Origin of the sequence: Achromobacter kerstersii (assembly GCF_902859595.1) — a bacterium.
GTDB classification, from domain to species: Bacteria; Pseudomonadota; Gammaproteobacteria; order Burkholderiales; family Burkholderiaceae_B; genus Achromobacter; species Achromobacter kerstersii.
The window spans coordinates 1-23,680 of sequence record NZ_CADIJQ010000022.1; the positions used below are offsets into that span (position 1 = coordinate 1).

Sequence of the window (23,680 nt, forward strand, 5' to 3'; positions counted from 1 at the left end):
GGGATGCTCTCGTTGTGGCAGTCCGGCGCCTACCGGCTGATGGATGACGACGTCCCATACCCCAGCGCCCTCCCCACTGCAGAGGGCGCACCTACACCATACAAGGATGACTACGGGGCAGTCCGGAGCGAAGGCTCCGGACCGCAATCGTTGCCCCGCGCACCCCAGGCCCCCGACGCCACGGGCGTCACAAGAACCCTCCTCGTCCCAACAAGCCTCCCAACAAGCCTCCCCAAACCTCCTCAAACTCCCCCCAAAAAACCACAAACCCCCAATTCAGACCCCCGTCATCTCGTTATGCTCCAATTCGCTGGCCCCTCTCACCGCGCCCTGGAACATCCCCAACATGTTCGAGTTATTCACCCCCCGGACTCGTTCGAAGCCCGGCTCCCGTTCCACCCCGAATCGTTGGGACTGGGCGCTCTTACCCCTGGTGTTGGGCGTGCTGGCCGTCATGGCTTACGGGGCGTCTCAGATGAGCCGTCCCTTCGCCCTCGGTGAAGAACTGCCTATCTCGCTGGACCCGGTCTATCTTCCGTATTACCTCCTGCGCACCATCCTCCGGATGTTTACCGCGCTGGGCTTCTCCCTGTTGTTCAGCTTTGTCTTCGCCGCCATCGCCGCCAAGTACCGCACGGCCGAGAAAGCGATGATTCCCATGCTGGACATCTTGCAGTCCGTTCCCATCCTGGGATTCCAGGCCATCGCCATCGCGCCGTTCATCGCGTTGTTTCCCGGCAATCTGCTGGGTGTTGAATGCGCCGCCATCTTCGCCATCTTTACGTCCCAAGCCTGGAACATGGCGTTCAGCCTGTATCAATCCATGCGGACGGTACCGGCTGAACTGCACGAAGCCGCGCGGATATTCCGGCTGTCCGGATGGCAGCGGTTCTGGCGCCTGGAGCTGCCCTACGCCACGCCGGGGCTGCTGTGGAACATGATGATGTCCATGTCGGGCGGCTGGTTCTTCCTGGTCGCGGCTGAAGCCATTTCGGTGGCGGGGCAAGACATCAAGTTGCCCGGCATCGGGTCGTACATCGCTGTCGCTATCCAGGCCGAAGACGGCCATGCCATTGCCTGGGCCATCGGCGCGATGATGGCGGGCATCCTGCTATACGACCAACTCTTCTTCCGCCCGCTGCTGGCCTGGGCCGACAAATTCCGGTTCGAGGAATCGCAGGGCGACGCCGCGCAGCAGTCGTGGCTATTGGACTGGACGCGGCGCAGCCGCTGGATGCAAGCGGTGTCGAACGCTTTCTGGGCCGCCATGCGGCGTGCGCTGGGCTGGTTCAGCGTGTCTTACGACGGCACCTCCATTCGCGCTCGCGCCAAAGCGCCCGATCCGCGCTGGACCCGCGTGTGGGATGCCTTGCTCGCGGCCGCCGCCTTGCTCGCGACCTACAAGCTCGTGGTGTTCGTACACGAAGACGTGGGCTGGGGCGAAGTGCTGCATGTGCTGGGGCTGGGCGGCATTACGCTTGTGCGCGTCATGCTGCTGATTGGGCTGGCGTCGCTGGTCTGGGTGCCGGTGGCCGTCTGGATTGGGTTGCGTCCCCGGTATTCGCAGCGCGTCCAGGCGGTGGCGCAGTTCCTGGCCGCGTTTCCGGTCAACCTGCTGTTTCCGGCCGTGGTGTACGTCATGGTGGCCTGGCAGTTGAACCCCAACATCTGGCTCAGCCCGCTGATCATCTTCGGCACCCAGTGGTACATCCTCTTTAACGTCGTCGCCGGCGCGTCCACCATCCCCAACGAATTGCGGCTGGCGGCCGACAACCTCGGGTTGAAAGGGTGGCTGCGCTGGCGCCGGGTCTACCTGCCCGCCGTCTTTCCCAGCTTCATCACCGGCGCCATCACCGCCAGCGGCGGGTCGTGGAACGCCAGCATCGTGGCCGAATACGTGTCGTGGGGCAAAACCTCGCTGGTTGCCGACGGCCTGGGCAGCTACATCAAGCAGATGACCGAGCAGGGCGACTTTCACCGCATCGCGCTGGGCATTGGCGTGATGTGCGTCTTCGTGATGCTGTTGAATCGATTTTTCTGGCGCAAGCTGTATCTGCTGGCCGAAGACCGCGGCCGCTAGGAGTTCTTATGAATCCCAACGTCCTGATCGAACTGCACGACGTCGGCAAGTCTTTCCGCGCTGCCGATGGCACCGCGCGCCATGTGCTTGAACACGTGGATTTCACCTTGAAGGAAGGCGAGATCGTGGCCTTGCTGGGCAAGTCCGGGTCGGGCAAGTCCACCTTGCTGCGCATCATGGCCGGGCTGGTCAATGCCGACCAAGGCACGGTCACGTACCGCGGCCAGCCGGTGTACGGACCGGCCGCGGGCATTTCGATGGTGTTCCAGTCGTTCGCCTTGTTCCCGTGGCTGACCGCGCAGCAGAACGTCGAGCTAGGGCTGGAAGCCCAGGGCGTGCCAGCAGCCGAGCGCGCCAAGCGGGCTGACGCCGTGCTGGACTTGATCGGCCTGGGCGGTTTTGGCGGCGCCTTGCCGCGCGAACTGTCCGGCGGCATGCGCCAGCGCGTGGGCATCGCACGTGCGCTGGTCATGAACCCCGACGTGCTGCTGATGGACGAAGCGTTCTCGGCGCTGGACGTGCTGACCGGCGAAACCCTGCGTGACGACATGCTTGAGCTTTGGGACGAAAGCCGTATTTCGACCAAGGGCATCCTGATCGTGTCGCACAACATCGAAGAAGCCGTGATGATGGCCGACCGCATCATCGTGTTCGACAGCGACCCGGGGCGCGTCCGCAGCCAGATCATGATCGGCCTGCCGCGTCCCCGAGACGCTGATTCGCCGCAGGTGCGCGCGCTGATCGACGAGGTCTACGCGCTGATGACGATGCGTCCGGCGCATGGCGTGCCCACGCCGCGCCAGCAAGGTCTGGGCTATCGCTTTCCGCAAACGGAAGTCGACCGCATGGAGGGTGTGCTGGATGTGTTGGCGGAGGCGCCGTTCAATGGCCGCGCCGACTTGCCCAAGCTGGCCGAAGAAGCCGAGATTGCGGATGACGACTTGCTGCCCGCCTGCGAAGCGCTGGGCCTGTTCGGCCTGGCGCAGATTGATCGGGGCGACATCTTCCTGACGCCGCTGGGCCAACGCTACGTGCAGGCCGATCAAAACCAGAAGCAGGTCATCTTCGGGCGCCAGTTGCTGGCGCACGTGCCGCTGGCCGCGCACATTCGCCACAGCCTGGAACAAGAACCTACGGGCGCCTTGCCCGAAAAGGACTTCCTGAATTCGCTGGAAGAATTCTTGAAGCCCGACGAAGCCGAGCGGGTCATGAAGATTGCGGTGGAGTGGGGCCGGTACGGCGAAATCTACGGGTACGACTACCACACCGGTCTGTTGACGCTGCCGGAGCGTGAGCCGGTTTGAGATCAGGCAAAAAGAAAGCGGCCCCGCGTAGGGGGCCGCTTTTTGGGGCGAGATGAAGGCCGCCGTTTGCTGGTTTACAACGCGATGAAGCCGAGGATGACCAGCGCGATCAAGCCGAACTTGGTGGCTTTGTAAACATGGCGGTTCCAGGTCTTGAAGGCCTTGCGCTTCTGGTCGATGACGTAATGCGCGTGCGTCAGCTTGTTGATGGCGCCGGTCTGGTCGTTGCCGTCGTTGGGCGAACTGGCGGCCGACATGACGACGCGTCCGAACCAGCGGTTGAAGGCTTCGGCCCAGCGCCACTTCAGCGGGCGTTCCACGTCGCAGAACAGGATGATGCGGTTCTGGTCGGTGTGGTTATAGGCTTCGTGCACGTAGGTTTCGTCGAACACCACGCTTTCGCCATCGCGCCAGCTATAGGATTCGCCGTCGACGATGATGTGGCAGCGGTTGTCGTTCGGCGTGACCAAGCCCAGGTGGTAGCGCAACGAGCCCGCGAACGGGTCGCGGTGCGGGTTCAGCTGGCCGCCGGGGGGCAGCTCGGCGAACATCGCGGCCTTGACCTTGGGCAGCGTCTTCAGAATGGCGACGGTCTTGGGGCAGAGTTCTTCGGCCGACGGGTGGCGGGCGTCATACCACTTCAGGTAGAAGCGCTTCCAGCCGTACTTGAAGAAGGAATTGAAACCGATGTCGTTGTGGGAGTCGGCCGCCTTGATGCGGCGCAGCTCGGCCATTTGCACGGCTTCTTCGCGGATCGTTTCCCAGTTGTCGTCCAGCACCTTGAGTTCGGCGATTTCGCTCGTTGTCAGGTAGGGCGTAGAGGGCACGCGCGAGGTCAACACCATGAAGGCATTGATCGGGGCCAACAGTACGGAGTGGTCCAACATTTGCCGGCCCAGCGGCAGTTTGACTCGGCCTCGGAAGTGGGCGAACAGGATGGCGGCCAGCCAGATCCCGGGGATTAACCATTTCATAACGTATTCGTTGTCCTGCGACAGAAGGGTCAGGTCTACCTAGTATTGTTACACAAGGTCCGTGGTGCGCCCTTTGCGGAATCTCAGACGCATCCGCTTGGACCGTGATCCCTAGGTACAATTCCCGCTATGTCCGAAGCCGTAACAAATCCGCCCCCCTTTGTGCATCTGCGCGTTCACTCCGAGTTTTCGGTTGTGGACGGCATTGTGCGCATTTCCGACCTTATCAAGCGCGTCGCCAAGCTGGGCCAGCCCGCCGTGGCGCTGACCGATCTGTCGAACCTTTTTGGCCTGATCAAGTTCTATAAAGGCGCGCGCGGCGCGGGGGTCAAGCCCATCGCGGGTTGCGATGTCTGGCTGACCAATGACGACGACCCCTCCAAGCCTTTCCGCTTGCTCTTGCTGGTACGCAACCACCAGGGCTACCTGAACCTGTGCGAACTGCTGTCCAAGGCCTTCCTGACAAACCAGGGCAAGGGCCGCGCGGAGATCCGCCGCGAATGGCTGCAAGGGCAAGAGGGCCTGATTGCCCTGTCGGGCGGGCGCATGGGCGACGTGGGCCAGGCGCTGGACGCCGGTAACGCCGTCTCCGCGCTGGCGCTGGCGCGCCAATGGGCGCACCTGTTTCCGGGCAGCTACTACATTGAGCTGCAACGCGCCGGCATGGACGGCGACGAGGCCTATACCCAAGCCGCCATGCGGCTGGCGGGCGAAGCCGGCCTGCCGGTGGTGGCCACGCACCCGGTGCAGTTCCTGGACGAATATGAATTCCAGGCGCACGAGGCCCGCGTCTGCATCGCCGAAGGCGAAATACTGGCCAACCCGCGCCGCGTGCGCCGGTTCACCAAAGAGCAATACCTGCTCAGCTCCGAAGAAATGGCCCGGCGTTTCGCCGATGTGCCCTCGGCGCTGGCCAACACGGTTGAAATTGCCAAGCGCTGCAACCTGAGCCTGGTGCTGGGCAAGCCGCGCCTGCCCAACTTCCCCACGCCCGAAGGCGTGACGCTGGACGACTATCTGGTCCAGCTGTCGGAAGAGGGCCTGGAAAAGCGCATGGCGTTCCTGTTCCCCGACGAGGCCGAACGCGAGTCCAAGCGCGAGCAGTACTACGAACGCCTGCGCTGGGAATGCAAGACCATCATCCAGATGGGCTTTCCGGGTTACTTCCTGATCGTTCAAGACTTCATCAACTGGGGTAAGAACAATGGCGTGCCGGTGGGGCCGGGACGGGGCTCGGGCGCGGGTTCGCTCGTGGCGTACGCGCTGGGCATTACCGACCTGGACCCGATTCGCTATGACTTGCTGTTCGAGCGCTTCCTGAACCCCGAACGGGTTTCCATGCCCGACTTCGATATCGACTTCTGTCAGGACAACCGCGAACGCGTCATCGACTACGTCAAGGAAAAGTACGGCCGCGCCGCCGTGAGCCAGATCGCCACGTTCGGCACGCTGGGCGCGAAAGCCGTGGTCCGCGACGCCGGCCGCGTGCTGGACATGCCCTATATGTTCTGCGACGGCCTGTCCAAGCTGATCCCGTTCAACCCGATGGACCCCTGGTCGCTGGAACGCACCCTGAAGGACGAACCCGCCTTCAAGGACCGCTACGAACAGGAAGAAGAAGTGCGCGCGCTGGTCGACCTGGCCAAGCCGCTGGAAGGCCTGACCCGCAACATCGGCATGCACGCAGGCGGCGTGCTGATTGCGCCCGGCAAGCTCACCGACTTCTGCCCGCTGTATTGCCAGCCGGGCCAAGAGAACAGCGCGGTGTCGCAGTTCGACAAGGACGACGTCGAAGCCGCCGGCCTGGTGAAGTTCGACTTCCTGGGCCTGCGTAACTTGACCATCCTGGACTGGGCCGTGCGATACGTGCGCCAGTTCAACGCCGACAAGCGCGACTTCGACGTCATGGCGCTCGAACTCGACGACCCGGCCGCCTACAAGATTCTGTGCGACGCCAACACCACGGCCGTGTTCCAGCTGGAATCGCGCGGCATGAAGGAACTGCTGAAGAAGCTGCGGCCGAACACGTTCGAAGACATCATCGCCATGCTGGCCCTGTATCGTCCGGGGCCGCTGGAATCGGGCATGGTGGACGACTTCGTCAACCGCAAGCACGGCCGCGCCGCGGTGGACTACTTCCACAACGACCTGGAAGGCACCCTGAAGAGCACCTACGGGGTCATCGTCTACCAGGAACAGGTGATGCTGATCTCGCAGATCATCGGGGGCTACTCGCTGGGCGGCGCCGACCTGCTGCGCCGCGCCATGGGCAAGAAAAAGCCCGAGGAAATGGCCAAGCACCGCGAGCTCTTCGAGCAAGGCGCCAAGGAAAAGGGCCACGACCCGGACCTGGCCGTCAAGCTGTTCGACCTGATGGAAAAGTTTGCGGGCTACGGCTTCAACAAGTCGCACTCGGCCGCTTACGCGCTGATTTCCTACCAGACCGCCTGGCTCAAGGCCTATCACCCGACCGAATTCCTGGCAGCCACCATGTCGTCCGATATGGACGACACCGACAAGGTCCAGATCTTCTGCCGCGACGCCCAGGACAACGGCGTGGAAGTGCTGCCGCCGGACGTCAACTTCTCGGGCTACCGCTTCGAACCGGTGGCCGACAAGCACACCGAAAAGGGCAAGCCGCCGCGCACCATGCGCTACGGCCTGGGCGCCGTCAAAGGCACGGGGCAGGGCGCTGTCGAAGACATCCTGCGTGCGCGCAAGGAAGGCGGCCCGTTCCTGAACCTGTTCGACTTCTGCCGCCGCGTCAGCAAGAACGCCGTCAACCGCCGCACGATCGAAGCGCTGATCAAGGCCGGCGCGTTCGACACCATCGAGCCGAACCGCGCCGCGATGCTGGCCTCGGTGCCAACCGCCATGGAAGCCGCCGAACAAGCGGCCCGCAGCGCCAACCAGGCGTCGCTGTTCGGTGACGACAGCAGCGATGTGGTGGCTGGCGAATTGGCCAAGGTTGCCCCGTGGGACCTGCACAAAAAGCTGACCGAAGAAAAGTCGGCGCTGGGCTACTACTACAGCGGCCACTTGTTTGACGCGTGGCGCGACGAAGTGCGCCGCATCGTGCCAATGCAGCTGGCGCGCGTGGAACCGCAACGCGACCTGCAATGGATGTGCGGCGTGCTGGCCAGCGTGCGCGTCATGATGACCCGCCGCGGCAAGATGGTGTTTGCCGTGCTGGACGACGGCACCGCGCAGGTGGAAATCTCGGTGTTCAACGAACTCTACGAGAAGCACCGCAACCGCTTGCGCGAAGACCAGTTGGTCATCGTCCAGGGCAAGGTCAGCAACGATGACTACTCGGGCGGCATGCGCATCGTGGCCGAACAGCTGTACGACCTGCAACTGGCTCGCGAAGCGCGCGCCAAGTCGCTGCGCGTCACGCTCAACGGCTCGGCCGACGCCGCGCGTTTGCGCCAGATGCTGAATCCATTCCGGGCTGAACCCGAGAACGGCATCCCCGGCGTGCCGGTCGATATTGTCTACACCAAGAATAATTTTCTGTGCACGGTCCGGCTGGGCGAAGAGTGGCGCGTTCGCATGGCCGACACCCTGCTCGACAATCTGAACGCCTGGACCAAACCCAATGGGGTTGAGGTGACCTATTGATGCAACAACTGCGTATCGTGCATTCTGAAGCGGCCACCAGCTTTGGCGGTCAGGAAGGGCGGATCTTCAAGGAAATGACGGCCATGCGTGCGCGCGGCCACCATGTTGAAGCCATCTGCCAATCCCGGGCCATGCTGGTCGAACGGCTGTCAGACGCGGGGTTTACCGTGCACAAAGTCGACATGGACGGACCCGTCAACTACCTGAAGGGCGTGGCCGCCGTGCGCGGCATCCTGAAGGAAGGGCGCTTTGATGTGCTCAATACGCACAGCCGGCGCGACACGGTCATTGCGGCGATGGCCGGCCGGCTGGCCGGTACGCCCCTCATCGTCCGCACGCGCCACCTGTCCAACAAGGTGGGGTCGATGTGGTCCTACACGTGGCTGCCGCACCGGGTCACTACGGTCAGCGACCACGTGCGCCACTACCTGATCGAGCGTGGTGTGCCGGCAAACCGGGTGGCGACCGTGTATTCGCCCATCGTGTTGCCGGCGCCGGTCGAACACTCGACCCTGCGCGATGAACTCGGGCTGGCCGATGACGACATCGTCGTGGGCTGCGTGGCCGTCATGCGCGCCACCAAAGGCCACAAGGATCTGATCGACGCGATGGTTCCGCTGATGACCAGCCGGCCCAAGCTGCACCTGGTGTTCATCGGGGGCGGTTCACCCGTCTTCGAGCAAACGCAGGATTACATCGCCCAACTGGGCTTGCAGCATCGCATCCATCTGATGGGGATGCGCCGTGATGTGCCTAACCTGTTGGCCGGATTCGACGTGTTTGCGCTGGCCACGCAGCAGGAAGCGTCGGGCACCGTGTACGTCGAAGCCCAGGCCAGCGGCCTGCCGGTGGTGGGCACCAATGTGGGCGGCGTATCGGAAATGTTCCGCGACGGCGTTACGGGCATTCTAGTGCCGCCGAAGAATCCTGAAGCCTTGACCAACGCCTTGCAACGGCTGATTGACGACCCGGACCTGCGCCATCGCATGGGCGAGGCCGGCCGCAAGATGGTTTGGGAAGAGGCCGTGTTTTCGCCTGCCCGGCTGGCCGAATCGACGGAAGCGGTGTACCTGAAATGGCTGGCGGAGCGCGGCGCATGAATGCGCCCAACGTCCCTGTGCTGATGTACCACCATGTCACCCCCGCGGGCGGCATGATTGCGGCAACGCCGGACGTCTTCGAGGCTCAGGTCTCGCGTCTGGCGCAGGCAGGTTATCAATCGTTGTCCGCGGCTCAGTTCGCCGCTTATCTGGCAGGCGGCGCAGCACCCGAGCGTTCCGTGCTGATCACGTTCGATGATGGCTATTTGAACAATTGGGTGCACGCGCATCCCATCCTGGCGCGCCATGGCATGCGCGCGGTGTTGTTCACCATCACGGGTTGGATCGGCGACGGCCCCGTGCGGCCGCATGCGGGGCAGGGCGGCGCCTTGCCCGCCACGCCCGATCACGACGCCTGTAAACAATTGGTGGCGGCGGGCCGCACCGACGAGGCCATGCTGCGTTGGAGCGAGATCGAAGCCATGCAGGCGGCCGGCACGTTCGAATTCCATTCCCATACGCACACCCACACGCGCTGGGACAAAGTCTGCGGCGCCGATGTCAACGCCAAGCGCGACCATATCGCACAAGAACTGCACGATTCGCGCGACACCCTCGTGCGCCGCCTGGGGGCCGTCAGCGATCACCTGTGCTGGCCGCAAGGCTATTTCGACGCGGACTATGTGGACGCGGCGCGCCAGGCCGGTTTCGCGCACTTGTACACTACGGACCCTTTTGGCCAGAACACTCCTGGCGCGGACCCCGAACACATCTATCGTTTCGCGGTGCGAAATCAAGGCGGAACCTGGTTGAACCGGCGCATCTGGCTGTCGCGCGACCCGTTCTGGGGGCCGCGCTATCACGCCTGGAAAGCCTGGAAAAAGCGTCTTAGGAATCGCGGATGAAGCTATCAGTCATCATCATCACCAAGAACGAAGCGGCGAATATTGCCGCTTGCCTCAAGTCCGTGGCCTTCGCCGACGAATTCATCGTGGTGGATTCGGGCAGCACCGATGGCACGGTCGAACTGGCGCAGGCGCTGGGCGCGCGTGTCGAGATCACGCCTGACTGGCCCGGCTTCGGTCCGCAGAAAAATCGTGCGCTGGACTTGGCCACTGGCGATTGGGTGCTGTCCATTGACGCCGACGAGCGCGTCACGCCAGAGCTGGCGCGCGAGATCCAGGACGTGCTGGCGAACCCGCGCGCCGACGCCTACGAGATCGCGCGCCTGTCCAACTTTTGCGGAAAAGACATCCGCCATAGCGGCTGGTGGCCCGACTACGTCTTGCGCTTGTTCAAGCGCGGCACGGCGCGGTTTACGGATGCCGCCGTGCATGAACGCGTGGTGCCGGCCAACGGCCAGCCCCTGAAAATGCAGGGCTATTTCAATCACTACCCCTACGACAACCTGGACGCGCTGATCAACAAGGTCAACCGTTATTCGTCGGACGCCGCTGCGATGATGTACGCCAAAGGGCGTCGCACCTCGGTCTTTGGCGCGCTGGGCCATGGCTTCTGGACGTTCGTGCGCATCTACCTGATCCGTCGCGGCTTCCTGGATGGCCGGCACGGTCTGGTGCTGGCGGTGACGGCAGCGGCGGGCAGCTTCTTCCGCTATTCCAAGCTGATGTTCCTGGCCGAGAAGCAGAAGTGAAAATCCTGTACACGAACTTCCACGCCAACAACGGCGGGGGGCACGTCACCTACATCATCAACCTGGCGAAGGCGCTGGCGCGCAGCCACGAGATCACCGTGGCCGCGCCGCCCACGAGCCGCCTGTACCGCTACGCTCGCGCCATTCCCGGCGTGACCGTGGTAGACATGCTGTACACCACCCGCCCGTCGTCCTGGTTCAAGGACCGCGCGAAGCTGCGCCGCCTGATCAAGACAGGGCGTTTCGACATCATTCACGCCAACGGTTCGGCCGACCACAAGCAGGTCATGCTGGCCACGCTGGGCATGGCGCGCCGCCCGCGCATCGTCTTCACCAAGCACAACGACCATCCGCTTACCAGCTTCGGCCACAAGCTGCGTGTGGCGCTGGCGACTGACCACAGTATTGCGGTCAGTGACTACGTGCAGGGGCTGATGCAGCAGTCGCCCTACCGCAAGCGCCCCATCACGACCATCCGCCACGGCATCGACACGAATTTCTTCGCGCCGCCGCCGCCCGAAAGCCTGGACAAGTTGCGCGCGCTGATCTTCGGGCCGGACTGGCAGGGCAAGCTGTTGCTGGGGAGCGCGGGCGGTACCGATTACGACAAGGGGTGGCTGGACCTGGTAGCGGCAGTTGCCGCCTTGCCGCCCGCGGACAAGGCCCGCGTGTTGCTGATGGTGGCGGGCGACCCGCCGTCGGAAGCCAAGCTGGCGCGCGTGCGCGAACTGGGCATGATCGACCAGGTGCGTTTTCCGGGCCTGCTGGACGATGTGCGCGCCGCGCTGGCGTCCTGCCACGCTGGCTTCGTATTGTCGTACCGCGAGGCGCTGTCGTTCGCCTGCCGCGAGATCATGGCGCTGGGTTTGCCCGCGCTGGTGAGCAACGCGGGCGGCCTGCCTGAAAACGTCACCGACGGCGTTGACGGCTGGATCGTGCCGGTGCGTGATGTGGCCGCCATGACGGACAAGTTACGCTTCATGCTGGACCATCCCGACACGGTGCGCGCGATGGGTGCGAAGGCCCGCGAGACCGCCTTGCGCGACTTCAACCTTGATCGTTTCGCCTCCGCCACAGTCGAGGTCTACCAGCGTACGCTGGATGGACGCCCGGGCCTATAATCCGGCCTATGTCTATCCCCATTCTTATGTACCACCAGATCGGCGAGCCTAATCCCAAAGGCACGCCGTTTCGTGGGCTGACCGTGCACCCCGACAGCTTCGCGCGCCAAATGCGCTGGATGCGCCGCCTGGGGTATCGCGGTTTGTCGATGCGCGATGTCATGCCCTATGTGCGCGGCGAGCGTCAGGGCAAGGTGTTCGGCATTACGTTCGATGACGGCTATCGCAACGTGCACCACAACGCAATGCCCGTGCTGACCGAACTCGGTTTTACCGCCACCAACTATTTCGTGGCGCGCCAGTTCGACGGCGGCAACGTCTGGGATTTGCAAAAGGGCATTCCCTTTTCGGCGCTGATGACCGTGGGCGAAATGCGTGAATGGGCCCAGGCCGGCAACGAGGTTGGCTCGCATACGCTGGACCACGTGCACTTGCCCGAAATGTCGCCCGACGAGGCGCGGCGCCAGATCGTCGAATCCAAGGACGAACTGGAACAGGCGCTGGGCGCGCCCGTGACGGCCTTCTGCTATCCCTACGGCGATCACGGCCCCGAACATCGCGCCATGGCGCGCGAGGCCGGCTACGACAACGCCACGCTGACCCAGCGCGGCCTGGCTGCGGCATCCGACGATCCGTTCGGTCTGCCTCGGGTGACGGTGGCGCGTTCCACCAACATCATCCGCTTCCTTCAGAAGTGCCTCACCCGGTATGAAGACACCCGCCGGCGCCGCTGAGCGGCGGCTTCGCATCGCGCTGTTGGTCGACCGCTTCGGCAACCGCTTCGGAGGCGCCGAGGCCTATGGCGTGGAGCTGATGCGGGTGTTGGGCCAGCGGCACGATGTGTCCATCGTCGCGCGCGATTTCGACAGCGACCTGCCGTTTCCGTTTCTGCCCGTCCGTTTTCCGGGCTGGCTGCCCAGCTGGATGCGCGTGCTGTATTTTGCGTGGCGCGCCGACCGCCTCACGCGCGGCCGCTTCGACATCGTGCACTCGCATATGAACGGCTGGGCCGGAGAAATCCAGGTCATGCACGTGACGCCGGTTCGCTACAACCGCGTCACCCGCGTCAAGCCGCTCAAACGCGTCACCGCCTGGCTAAGCCCGCGTCTGGCGACCTATCTCCTGCTTGAAAAGCTGCGCGTGCGCCGTGCGTCCGGCCGGCGCGTGGTGGCGGTGTCGGGCTTGATCATGGACCAGTTGCACCGCAGCTACGGCCAGGAGCTGCCCGTGGATATCATCGCGCCCGGGGTCAAGCTGCCGTCGGATGATATGGCGGCGGGACGCGAGGCAACCCGCGCCCGTCTGGGCTGGGATGCCGGCACGGTCGGCTGCCTGCTGGTGGCGCGCAACCCCTTGCGCAAAGGCCTGCCCGCCTTGCTGGATGCGCTGGCGCAGTTGCCGTCGCATTACAAGCTGCTGGTCGTGGGGGCCGATGCGCCGACCCGGGATCGGGTTCGTGCGGCCAACGGTATCGCGCACCGCGTCACGCTGGTTGATCCCACACCTGAAGTTGCCCAGTATTTCAGCGCGGCGGACATCTATGCGCACCCCACGCTGAACGACAGCTACGGCATGGCGCCGCTTGAGGCAATGTCGCATGGGCTGCCGGTTGTGGTCAGTTCACCGGCGTACTGCGGCTTTGCGCAGTACCTGTCGGCGGGCAAGGACGCGTTGATCCTGCAAGATCCGCGAGACGGCGCGCAACTGGCGCAGGCGTTGGAACGGCTGGGTTCGGAACCGGCGCTGCGGGCGGCGTTGACCGAACGCGGCCTGGAGATCGCGCGGGATCAGAGCTGGGAAACGGTGGCTGCGCGGTACGAGGCGCTGTACGACAAGGTGCTGGACGCGCGCAAGCAGGCGTGACGCAAGGAAGGTGGCGCAAGCAAGGGTGACGCAAGGAAGGTGACCCAAGCAAGGGGTGATCCAAGCAAGGGTGATCCAAGCAAGCGTGAAGCAAAGACGGGCAGCGCAGAAACGCGTGGCTTCAACGCCCCGGCGCCGTCGCTCTTTCCAGATCCCCTAACCACAAAATGGCGTGTTCGCGGGTCGGGCCGCACATCTCGTGTTGCGGCTGTAGCCCGCCGCAGAAATCCGGCCGGCCAGGCTGGCCGAAGATCGCGCAGCGCATGTCCGGCAGCAACTGAATACAGGGCACGCCTGCGGGCTTGCCTTCCGGCATGCCCGGAATCGGCCGGGTGATCGACGGCGCGATGCAACAGGCGCCGCATCCCGCCCGGCATTCCAGGGCGGCCGCCGTCAGGCTCATACCCATCCGCGCAACCAATAGACGAAGAGGCCCGCGTATTCCTTGATGATGGAGCGGCTGGCGTCGAACGTGCGCTGGTCAGGCACCCACAGCGACAACGACCCATCCGCAGGCGCGACGATTTGCGGCGGAGCCGGGGCGGCGATGGCTTCCACGCCCTGCTTGGAAAATGCCGCCATGGCGCGCGGCATATGCAATGCGGACGTCACGAGCAGCACCTTTTCGATACCGCGCGACTTGAGCGCGTCCTCGGTCAAGGCGGCGTTTTCATACGTGGTGCGGCTGGAGTTTTCCAGGATCAGGGCCGACTCGGGCACGCCTTGCTGGCGGATGGCGTGCGCCATGCCACGCGCTTCGCTGACATCGCCTTCCAGCGCGCCGCCGGACAGCAGCACCTTGGGCGCGCGGCCGGCCAGATACAACTGGGCAGCGGTGTCCACGCGGACCACGGCCGTGTCCTTGTCATAGGGCAGGAACCAGTTGGCGCGCCCGTTGGCGGTGTTGCCGCCCAGCACGACGATGGCGTCGGCGGTGGGGGACTCGGTAGGAGGCAGGTGCGGATAGCGGCTTTCCAGCGCGCCGCCCAGCCACAGCGAGGTGGCCGGCAGCGACCAGGCCAGCGCCCAGAGTAAGCCGGCGGCGATGATGGCCCCGCCGGTCTTGCGTAGCCGGAACCAGCCCAGCACCAAGCCGACGATGACCAACGTCACGCACAAGTTGTAGGGAATGATCAGATTTGCAAGGTAGCTGGAAAGGGGCATGTGAAAACTATCCTGATTACTTCGTCTCGCCCAGCAGGGTCATCGCCTGCTGTTGAACTGCTTCGACGGACGGCCAAGCTTCTTCCGACCCGACGCAAACCGCACGCGGCGACCACGGGCCCGTTCGTCCCGGGCGGGTCACGCCAAACAGCGCGAGCTCCCGGGCGGAGGCCGCCGCGGCGACGTGCGAGACGCCAGAATCGTTACAAATCACCAGCGATGCCCGAGCCGTCAATGCGGCAAAGGCGCCCAGCGACAAGGGAGGCAGCAATTGCGCCGTCGGTGCATTGCGCCGCGCCTCGTCGGTTTCGGCCGGAGGGGGGCACATTACCACGGTATGGCCCTGGGCTTGTAAGGCGCGCGTCAGTGTATCGAATCCGGGCCAGACCTTGATCTTGCCCTTGTGCAGGCCGGTGGCGGTGGGAGCAATCAGCACGAAGCGTTGCGCAACCAGGCCAGCTGCCGCCAGCGCCTGGTCGGCCGCCTGTTGGTGCGCCGGCGTCAAAGGCAGGTCCAGCGTCGGGCCTGGCTGGGCGGGGCCGGCGGGCAGCCCCCAGCGGGTGAGCGCCTGGCGGGTCAGGTAATGCCAGGACTGCACGGCATGCTGCGAGTCATCGGGTTTGGCCACGGGCCAGCGCAGCAGAAAGCTGCGGCCGTCGTCCCGATAACCCGCGGACGGCAGGCCCGCCAGCCGGAACACCAGCGCGCTGGATAGCGAGTCGGGCAGCAGCAGGCCCCGGGCGCGGCGCCCCAGGGCGCCCAAGCTGCGCCGATGGGCGCTGACGGCGGCGCGGTCGGGGCCGACCTTGCCGCGCATGGGAATGAAGTCTTGCTTGGCCACGCCATCAAGCAGGTCGCGGGCCCAGGGGCGCGCGCAGATCACTAGCGGCAAGCCGCTGGCGTGCAGCGCATGCAGGCTGGGCAGGCTCATGCAGACGTCGCCCACCCAATTGGGCAACCGGACGTATAAACAACTGATATCGGACATGGGTGGGCGTGTGGCTATTTAGGCTGAAATGGGGTGGGGCGGCAGAGCGCGTTGGCGCGTAGCCAGTACAATCCTGGGCACAATTGTATAAAAGCGAGTGCTCCCTTTGAATTCTGCCGCACGCAACACCCCCGCGGATTCCCACCCCGTCAAAGCTGAACTCTGGAGCCGGATCTACAGCCGCGTGGGTTCCTACTGGAAGGGCTTGTTGCTGGCCGTCCTGTTGATGGCGGGCGCAGCGGCCACGCAGCCGGTGCTGGCCGTCATTATGAAGCCCTTGCTGGACGGCGGCTTCTCCGGGTCCAAACCTTATTACGTCTGGGCCTTGCCGCTGGCCGTCGTCGGCCTGATCCTGTTGCGCGGCATCTGCAACTTCTTCAGCGATTATTTGCTGGCCTGGGTGGCCAACAATGTGCTGCTGGGCATGCGCCGCGACATGTTCGAGCGCCTGCTGGGCCTGCCGGATGCCGACTTCAAGCGCGGCGACACCGGCCGCCTGCTCAACCGCTTCACCATCGACGCCGGCAACGTCACGGGCTACGCCACCGACGTCATTACGGTTCTGGTGCGCGAAACCCTGGTCGTGATCGCGCTGATCTGCGTGCTGCTTTACATGTCGTGGGTGCTGACGCTGATCATCCTGGTCATGCTGCCCGTGTCGGTCCTGATCTCGCGCTTCTTCATCAAGCGCCTGCGCCGCATCAACCGCGACACCGTCAACATGAATGCCGAACTGACCCGGGTGGTCGGCGAGGGCATCGACGGCCAGCGCGTCATCAAGCTGTTCGACGGTTTTGAAGTCGAGCGCGGCCGTTTCGATTTCGTCAGCCGCCGCCTGCGCCGCTACGCCATGCGCACCGCCACGGCGGATGCCGCCCTGACGCCGCTGACGCAGGTCTGCATTTCAATTTCCGTGGGCGCCGTCATCGCGGTGGCGCTCAGCCAGGCCAACAGCGGTTCGCTGACGGTGGGCAGCTTTGCCTCGTTCATGGCCGCGCTGGCGCAGATTTTCGACCCCATCAAGCGCCTGACGAACGTTGCCGCCCGCATGCAGAAGATGCTTGTATCGGCCGAAAGCGTGTTCACGCTGATCGACCAGACGCCCGAAAAAGACACCGGCACCAAAGAACTGCCTGAACCCGTGCGCGGCAAGGTTGAGTTCCGCCACGTCAAGCATCGCTTCCCCGATGCCGAGCGCGACACCGTCAACGACATCTCCTTCATCGTTGAACCCGGCCAGACCGTGGCCTTGGTGGGCCGGTCAGGCAGCGGCAAGACCACGCTGGTCAATATGCTGCCGCGCTTCGTGCTGCCCGACAGCGGTTCGATTCTGGTGGACGACACCCCCGTTGACGAACTGACGCTGCGCAGCCTGCGTTCGCATCTGTCTCTGGTCAGCCAGGACGTCGTGCTGTTCGATGACACCATCGCCGCCAACGTCGGCTACGGCGCGTTGGGCAAGTCCAGCGAGCAAAAGGTGCGCGACGCCCTGGCGGCGGCCAACCTGCTGGAATTCGTGGAAGGCCTGCCGCAGGGCATCAACACGCCGGTCGGCGAAAATGCGGCCCGTTTGTCGGGCGGCCAGCGCCAGCGTCTGGCGATTGCCCGCGCGCTGATCAAGAACGCGCCCATCCTGATCCTCGACGAAGCCACCTCGGCGCTGGACAACGAGTCCGAACGCCAGGTTCAGGCCTCGCTGGAACGGCTGATGAAGGGGCGCACCACGCTGGTCATTGCCCACCGCCTGTCCACGGTGCAGAACGCCGACCGCATCATCGTGCTGGACGCTGGCAAGATCGTCGAACAAGGCCCCCACGCCGAGCTCCTGGCCGCCAACGGCCTGTATGCCTCGCTCTACAAGATGCAATTCCGCGACGACTGATCGCGAAATCCGCCACTCCCCAACCGCCGCGTCCTGATCGCGGCGGTTTTTTTTATCGTCCCGCCCGGTCCGCCGCCGCTGGGGATTGCCAATTTCCTGATTGCCAATCCCCCGGTTTGCCGGAAAATGGGGCAAGCCCGCCTGCGGTGTCCTGAGCGCCCGGGCCCGCGTTTACATCAGGAGCGCCTTATGGCTCTGCCTATCGAAGGCAATCAACTCGTCAACGTCGTCGTCCTGCTGGGCGCGGCGGTCATTGCCGTCCCTTTGTTCAAGCGTCTTGGGCTGGGCTCCGTACTGGGCTATCTGGCGGCGGGTCTTGCCATCGGCCCGTTCGGCATTGGCTTCTTTTCCGATCCCAAATCCATCTTGCACGTCGCCGAACTGGGCGTCGTGATGTTCCTGTTCATCATCGGGCTGGAAATGCAGCCGTCGCGGCTCTGGAAGCTCAGAGGCGAAATCTTCGGCCTGGGCGTGGCCCAGGTGCTGGCCTGTGGCGGCCTGCTGACGGTAGTGGGCTTGTTGGCCGGCCTGTCCGGCCCGGCAGCGTTCATGGCGGCGATGGGCTTTGTGCTGTCATCCACGGCCATCGTCATGCAGATTTTGGGCGAGCGCGACGAGAGCACCAGCGCGCAGGGCCAGCGCATTGTCTCCATTTTGTTGCTGGAAGATCTGGCCATCGTGCCCTTGCTGGCGTTGGTGGCCTTGCTGGCGCCGGCCGGCACCACCGACCACGGCGACCCCTGGACGCAATCCGCCATTGCAGTGGGCTGCATTCTGGCGCTGCTGGCCGCGGGCCGGTGGCTGCTGAATCCGTTGTTCCGCTTGTTGGCTGCGGCGCATGCGCGCGAGGTCATGACCGCCGCCGCGCTGCTCGTCGTGCTGGGGGCGGCGCTGTTGATGGAGTTGGGTGGCTTGTCCATGGCCATGGGGGCGTTCCTGGCTGGGGTGCTGCTGTCCGAATCCACCTTCCGTCACCAATTGGAAGCCGAAGTCGAACCCTTCCGGGGAATTTTGCTGGGCCTGTTCTTCCTGGGCGTGGGCATGTCGCTGGACTTGTCCGCCGTGGCGCGCGAATGGCCGCTCATTCTGGCGGCTGTCATCGTCTTCATGCTGGTGAAATCCGTGGGCGTGTATGCCGTGGCGCGTTTGCTGCGCGCGTCGCATGCCGAAGCGGTGACGCGGGCGGCGCTGTTGGCTCAGGGCGGCGAGTTCGCTTTCGTGCTGTACGGCGCGGCGGCCGCAGCCGGCATTTTCGATGCGCACACGGGCGCGGTCCTGACCGCCGTTGTCATCATTTCCATGGCGCTGACCCCCTTATGCGTGTTGTCGTTGCGCTGGTTGTTGCCCAAACCGGTTCCGTCGATGGAAGGCGTGGACGTCGCCCGGGATTTGGACGGCTGCGCGCTGATCGTCGGTTTCGGCCGTTTCGGCCAGATCGTCACCCAGGCGATGCTGGCTCGCGACTTGAAAGTGTCCATTCTCGACATCGACACGGACGCGATCCGGGCTGCTGCCAAGTGGGGCGTCAAGGTCTATTACGGGGACGGAACCCGCATCGACATGCTGCGCACCGCGGGCGGCGAGCACGCCTGCGCCATTCTGATCTGCATCGACAACCCGCAGGCCGTGAACCACATGGTCAAGCTGATCAAATCGGAATTCCCGTTGGTGCGGGTCGTGGTGCGCGCCTATGACCGCATCCATTCCCTGGCCTTGGCCAAGGAAGGGGTGGATTACCAGGTGCGCGAAACCCTGGAATCCGCGCTGGTGTTCGGCGAGGCTGCGCTGCGCGCCATCGGCGTGCCGGCGGACGAGGCCGCGGAAGTGGTCGAAGACGTCCGCCGCCGTGACACCGAACGTTTTGACCTGGAAGTGGCGGGCGGGCTGTTTGCTGGCCGGTCGTTGTTGTACGGAAACATGACCGGCCCCGCCGATGGCAGGAATGACAAGCCTGATCGCGAGGCCGCCGGCGAGGCGCTGGTTAACCCGGTCAATCCGCCGGCCTGAACGCACTATTTCCGGTCCTTTGCACTACTTTACGAATCATTTCACGCGCAAGTCAGACAGACTGCGGTAGATTGGTTCGCACTGACTCTTCATTGATGAAGAGCATTTGCCAGGGGGCTGCCATGCTGCAATCAGACCGGAGTTTCACGACGCCGCACGCTGTCGGTGTTGAGCTTGCCCGACGCCAGGCCTTGGCGTTGCAGTGCGGATTTTCGGCGGGCGCGATGCGCCAGCTGATGTCGCTGACAGGCGGAGCGGGTACCGCCTGGGCGATCAATGCGCACCGCGAGACGGACAAGGCACGTGGCGTTCGCGCCTTCCCCTTCCGCATCGCTGCGACCGCGGTGTCGTAAGGGAACCTCCGGGCGCGGCGCGTCCGGAGTTCAGGCGGCGGGTAGGGCGTCGCTCGACGCCTTGTCATCAGCTCGACGCCTGGTCATCAGCTCGACGCCTGATGATCATCATCTTTCACCGATACGTGTTCTTGCGCCCCTGATTTTTCGGCGCGCGGTGTTGATCGCGCCGGTCACGCTGGCGTTGTTCCAGTCCGTGGTGGCGCAGATCGTGCTGTCACTAAGAGGGCGACGAGCGGTTGAAGAAGCTGGCGTTGGCTTTGAAGAACAAAGCGCGCCGGCCTCGTGATCTGGCGGCGCGCTATGGGGGCGAAGAGTTTGTGATGCTGCTGCCGCACACGACGCTTCAGCGCGCGGTGGCCATCGCCGAGAGCATACGGCGCGCGATTGCAGATTGGCGCGTTCCGCACGAAGACAAAGAGGGCAGTATCGTCACCGTCAGCATCGGCGCCGCCACCGCGATCCCCGGGCAGGGCGATGCGGCGGCGAGTCTTGTTGTAGCGGCCGATGCCGCCGTCTACCGGGCCAAGGCGGCGGGGCGCAACCGCGTCGAGGCCGCTTGATGGGGTTTAACGGCCCAGCATCAGCGCCTGCATGCGCGTGTGCGCCTGTTGCAGGTTTTTCGCTTGTGCGTTCAGGTCTTGCAGCATCTGGTTCAGCTCGGCTTGCACGGCCGGGTCCTGCACCTTGACGATTGCACCCGAGATTTCGATTTGCGCTTTGTGCGCCTCGACGTAATCGGCAATCTTCAGGCTGCTGTCGAACGTCGCGTTCAGTTGCGGCAGCACATCGCGGAACGTGTCCGCCGGCAGGCTGACGGTTTTTTCGTAGGCCTTGTCGTACACGGCCTTCAGGTCATCGGGCTGTTTGAGCTGCGCGCGGGCAGCATCTGCGCGGGCCTGTTGCTCTTTCAACGCCGCACCCATGTCGTTCAGCGAAGCTTGCACCGCTTTCAGGTCGTCGCGCCGCGTCACGATGTCATTCAGCGAACGCACGGCGCCTTTCTGCATGATGCCCGTCAGCGGCTTGACCGAGGTTTCCATGCTTGTATTGAAATCCGTGATCACCGCGTAGTGCGAGGCATAGTCGCCGATAGACTTCTGTTCCTCATCCGTCAGTTTGGGCACGCGCACGCCGGGCTTGTCGACGATGCGGGTTTGCAGGAACTGCGTGAACGCGGCCCGCTGCTCGGGTTCCTTGTCGCCGCAGCCAGCCAGTAGCAGCGGCAGCGCTGCAACCAGCACCAGGAACGGACGGAATAGGGACTTCATTGCATTAACCTCCGAAAGCAAAAGAAAAGGCGCTTCAAAGGGTTCGACCCTGCGAAGCGCCCGCGAGCTTATCGGCTACGACATCCCACCGCCATCCGTTTCAAACTTCATTGCAATCGAATCGTTAAGACACACAATCCGAACATATCGAATTGAAGAGACCCCGGCAATCTGCTATCGCGCGAGGCTCGGCAGTTGGCGTTGCTGGCTGCGGTTATACGAGGATGATGTCGTACTTTTCCTGAGAGTACGTGCTCTCGACTTCCAGCGACACGCGTTTGCCGACGAAGTCGCCCAGCATCGCCAAGTGCTGGCTTTCTTCTTCCAGGAACAGATCAACGACGTCTTGAGACGCAAGGATGCGGAATTCCTTGGGATTGAACTGCCGGGCTTCGCGCAGAATCTCTCGCAGGATTTCATAGCAGACCGTGCGCGGCGTACGCACATTGCCGCGCGATTCGCACATGGGGCAGGGCTCGCACAGCTGATGCGCCAGCGAATCGCGCGTGCGCTTACGCGTCATTTCCACCAGGCCCAGTTGCGTGAAGCCATTGACCGTCATGCGTGTGCGGTCGCGCGAAAGCGCTTTCTTCAGTTCAGCCAGCACGGTGTCGCGGTGTTCCTGTTCTTCCATGTCGATGAAGTCCAGGATGACAATGCCGCCCAAATTGCGCAGCCGCAACTGGCGGGCAATGGCTTGCGCCGCTTCCAGGTTGGTCTTGAATATGGTGTCGTCGAAATTGCGTCCGCCGACGAAGCCGCCGGTGTTCACGTCAACCGTGGTCAGCGCTTCAGTTTGGTCAATGATCAGATAGCCGCCCGATTTCAGATCCACGCGGCGCGAGAGCGCCCGGGCAATCTCGTCATCCACATTCGCCGTGTCAAACAACGGCCGCTCGCCGCTGTAGTGCTGAATGCGGCCAACGACAGAAGGCGTATACACGCGCGCCCATTCCAGCATGGCCGCACTGGTAGTGCGCGAGTCCACCAGAATCGTGCCCGTACCAGGCCCCACCATGTCGCGCAGCACGCGCTGGGCCAGCGTCAGATCCTGGTGAAGCAGGGCGGGGGCGGCCTGCGTGCGCGCCGACGCCTGAACGCTGGTCCACAGCTTGCGCAGATATTCCAGATCCGCCGTCAGCTCATCGTCATTGGCGCCTTCCGCCTGAGTGCGCACGATGAATCCGCCTTTCTCCTCGGCCGGCATCAGCGCTTGAAGCCGTTCGCGCAGCTGAATGCGCTCGGACTCAGAGTCAATTTTCTGGGAAATGCCGATGTGCGGATCGTGCGGCAGATACACCAGCATCCGTCCGGCAATGCTGATCTGGGTCGACAACCGTGCGCCCTTGGTGCCCAAAGGGTCCTTCACGACCTGGACCATGATGGTCTGTCCCTCGAAAAGCAGCTTTTCGATGGGGGTGGGCGTCAGTCCCTGCGTGCGTTCGCCGCGGTTTTCGCGCAAGTCAGCAATATGGATGAACGCGGCGCGCTCCAATCCAATATCAATAAAGGCGCTCTGCATGCCCGGCAGCACACGGACCACCCGCCCCAGATAGATATTGCCGACATGGCCCCGTTGGATGCTGCGTTCCACGTGCAGCTCCTGTACCGACCCCTGTTCCACCAGCGCAACGCGGGTTTCGAAGGGGGTAACGTTGATCAGGATATCTTCGCTCAGGGCGATGGCTGGGGGCATAGCGTGTTCGTCTCCAATTAGGTACGGCGTACAGGCGAATAGTAAACGTACCCCAACGGGAGGCAAGCTGGCCAAGGCAACTATCTATATATAGAGGGCAGGAATGCGAGCTATGGAATGCGCTCTATATATAGAGCGCGGGCTTCGTCGCGCCCCGAGTCTTGAGATTCGAACAAATTTATTGCTTGCCACGGAAGACAAGCCAAAAACTTGTGCTATAGTCTCGCTCCTTCGCAGCTCAGACAGTTTTGAACCGCGAAGGCAAGGCAAGCGCAACAGGCCGAACGAGGGTCTCCAAAAGGACAAACGAGCCAGGTCTGCCGCGAAGCAATCAGAAATGAGAGCCAAGCGGTTGTTGCAAAGATTGCAGCAAATTAGGCAAAAGCCAGTTGCGCAATCTGCAAAAATCGTGCTATAGTCTTGGGCTTGGCTGGTGATGTTGATCAAGGGTTTACCCGGATCGAATTGCTAGCCCCCTGAGCAGTAACCAACCCCTGAATTCAGGGCCAAAGCTAGCGCGAAAGCAAAAGCGGCGGGGTTGCAAGATAGGTTGCAAATTAGGCAAAAGCCGGTTGCATAATCTGCAAAAGTTGTGTTATAGTTTCAGGCTTGGCAGTTGCCGAAAACTTAGGGTTTACCCTGATATTTCGATAGCTGCTAAA

The 23,680-nt window shown here is 63.5% G+C and carries 18 protein-coding genes and 1 pseudogene; 13 read left to right on the plus strand and 6 right to left on the minus strand.

The window, feature by feature from the left end:
• The first annotated feature begins 346 nt into the window (after positions 1–346).
• A complete protein-coding gene (locus HV765_RS31075) occupies positions 347–2,080 on the plus strand; it encodes an ABC transporter permease (RefSeq protein WP_175172087.1) in 1,734 nt (577 codons plus the stop codon).
• An 8-nt stretch (positions 2,081–2,088) separates the two neighbouring features.
• Positions 2,089–3,384, plus strand: a complete 1,296-nt coding sequence (locus HV765_RS31080; protein WP_175172089.1) for an ABC transporter ATP-binding protein — start codon at positions 2,089–2,091, stop codon at positions 3,382–3,384.
• Positions 3,385–3,458: 74 nt separating this feature from the next.
• Here the strand turns inward: HV765_RS31080 and lpxO are convergent, their stop codons facing one another.
• On the minus strand, positions 3,459–4,358 hold the full coding sequence (gene lpxO, locus HV765_RS31085) for a lipid A hydroxylase LpxO (protein WP_054428147.1): 900 nt from the start codon (positions 4,356–4,358) through the stop codon (positions 3,459–3,461).
• Positions 4,359–4,487: 129 nt separating this feature from the next.
• Between lpxO and dnaE the strand changes: the two genes are divergently transcribed.
• The 7 genes from dnaE to HV765_RS31120 are packed head-to-tail and all read left to right on the plus strand — an operon-like array spanning position 4,488 to position 13,657.
• Positions 4,488–7,979, plus strand: a complete 3,492-nt coding sequence (dnaE, locus tag HV765_RS31090; RefSeq protein ID WP_175172090.1) for a DNA polymerase III subunit alpha — start codon at positions 4,488–4,490, stop codon at positions 7,977–7,979.
• Positions 7,979–9,079 (plus strand): glycosyltransferase family 4 protein, encoded by a 1,101-nt coding sequence (locus HV765_RS31095; protein ID WP_054428149.1) that lies wholly within the window; start codon positions 7,979–7,981, stop codon positions 9,077–9,079. Before dnaE ends, HV765_RS31095 begins: the two co-directional genes overlap by 1 nt.
• Positions 9,076–9,924 (plus strand): polysaccharide deacetylase family protein, encoded by an 849-nt coding sequence (locus HV765_RS31100; protein WP_175172092.1) that lies wholly within the window; start codon positions 9,076–9,078, stop codon positions 9,922–9,924. The genes HV765_RS31095 and HV765_RS31100 overlap by 4 nt, the downstream gene beginning before the upstream one ends.
• Positions 9,921–10,673: a glycosyltransferase family 2 protein gene (locus HV765_RS31105; RefSeq protein ID WP_054428151.1), complete on the plus strand. Its 753-nt coding sequence runs from the start codon at positions 9,921–9,923 to the stop codon at positions 10,671–10,673. Before HV765_RS31100 ends, HV765_RS31105 begins: the two co-directional genes overlap by 4 nt.
• Positions 10,670–11,794, plus strand: coding sequence for a glycosyltransferase (locus HV765_RS31110; protein ID WP_175172094.1), 1,125 nt, complete (start codon positions 10,670–10,672; stop codon positions 11,792–11,794). The genes HV765_RS31105 and HV765_RS31110 overlap by 4 nt, the downstream gene beginning before the upstream one ends.
• 8 nt (positions 11,795–11,802) lie before the next feature.
• A complete protein-coding gene (locus HV765_RS31115; RefSeq protein WP_175172096.1) occupies positions 11,803–12,528 on the plus strand; it encodes a polysaccharide deacetylase family protein in 726 nt (241 codons plus the stop codon).
• The gene (locus HV765_RS31120; RefSeq protein WP_175172098.1) at positions 12,503–13,657 is read left to right on the plus strand and encodes a glycosyltransferase family 4 protein; all 1,155 of its coding nucleotides are present in this window, start codon (positions 12,503–12,505) and stop codon (positions 13,655–13,657) included. The genes HV765_RS31115 and HV765_RS31120 overlap by 26 nt, the downstream gene beginning before the upstream one ends.
• 121 nt (positions 13,658–13,778) lie before the next feature.
• Here the strand turns inward: HV765_RS31120 and HV765_RS31125 are convergent, their stop codons facing one another.
• From HV765_RS31125 to HV765_RS31135, 3 genes are read right to left on the minus strand one after another with little or no spacing between them, the layout of a single operon-like run.
• Positions 13,779–14,060, minus strand: a complete 282-nt coding sequence (locus HV765_RS31125) for a YkgJ family cysteine cluster protein (RefSeq protein WP_420840204.1) — start codon at positions 14,058–14,060, stop codon at positions 13,779–13,781.
• Complete coding sequence (locus tag HV765_RS31130) at positions 14,057–14,821, minus strand: YdcF family protein (protein WP_054428155.1); 765 nt, start codon at positions 14,819–14,821, stop codon at positions 14,057–14,059. Before HV765_RS31130 ends, HV765_RS31125 begins: the two co-directional genes overlap by 4 nt.
• Before the next feature lie 16 nt (positions 14,822–14,837).
• Positions 14,838–15,809, minus strand: coding sequence for a glycosyltransferase family 9 protein (locus tag HV765_RS31135; protein WP_175172107.1), 972 nt, complete (start codon positions 15,807–15,809; stop codon positions 14,838–14,840).
• Between the two features lie 106 nt (positions 15,810–15,915).
• Here HV765_RS31135 and msbA point away from each other — a divergent pair, with 106 nt between their 5' ends.
• The 4 genes and pseudogenes from msbA to HV765_RS32025 all read left to right on the plus strand — a co-directional run.
• Positions 15,916–17,691: a lipid A export permease/ATP-binding protein MsbA gene (gene msbA / locus HV765_RS31140; protein WP_054428157.1), complete on the plus strand. Its 1,776-nt coding sequence runs from the start codon at positions 15,916–15,918 to the stop codon at positions 17,689–17,691.
• Between the two features lie 189 nt (positions 17,692–17,880).
• On the plus strand, positions 17,881–19,698 hold the full coding sequence (locus tag HV765_RS31145) for a monovalent cation:proton antiporter-2 (CPA2) family protein (protein WP_175172109.1): 1,818 nt from the start codon (positions 17,881–17,883) through the stop codon (positions 19,696–19,698).
• Between the two features lie 122 nt (positions 19,699–19,820).
• A complete protein-coding gene (locus HV765_RS31150; RefSeq protein WP_054428161.1) occupies positions 19,821–20,051 on the plus strand; it encodes a hypothetical protein in 231 nt (76 codons plus the stop codon).
• Between the two features lie 236 nt (positions 20,052–20,287).
• A pseudogene (locus HV765_RS32025) lies at positions 20,288–20,614 on the plus strand (diguanylate cyclase); the annotation flags it as partial.
• A gap of 6 nt (positions 20,615–20,620) precedes the next feature.
• Here the strand turns inward: HV765_RS32025 and HV765_RS31160 are convergent.
• Positions 20,621–21,322 carry a DUF3053 domain-containing protein gene (locus HV765_RS31160; RefSeq protein WP_054428160.1) on the minus strand — a complete coding sequence of 234 codons (702 nt, stop codon included), beginning with the start codon at positions 21,320–21,322 and terminating at the stop codon, positions 20,621–20,623.
• Between the two features lie 214 nt (positions 21,323–21,536).
• Positions 21,537–23,000 carry a ribonuclease G gene (gene rng, locus HV765_RS31165; RefSeq protein ID WP_054428162.1) on the minus strand — a complete coding sequence of 488 codons (1,464 nt, stop codon included), beginning with the start codon at positions 22,998–23,000 and terminating at the stop codon, positions 21,537–21,539.
• Positions 23,001–23,680 lie beyond the last annotated feature (680 nt).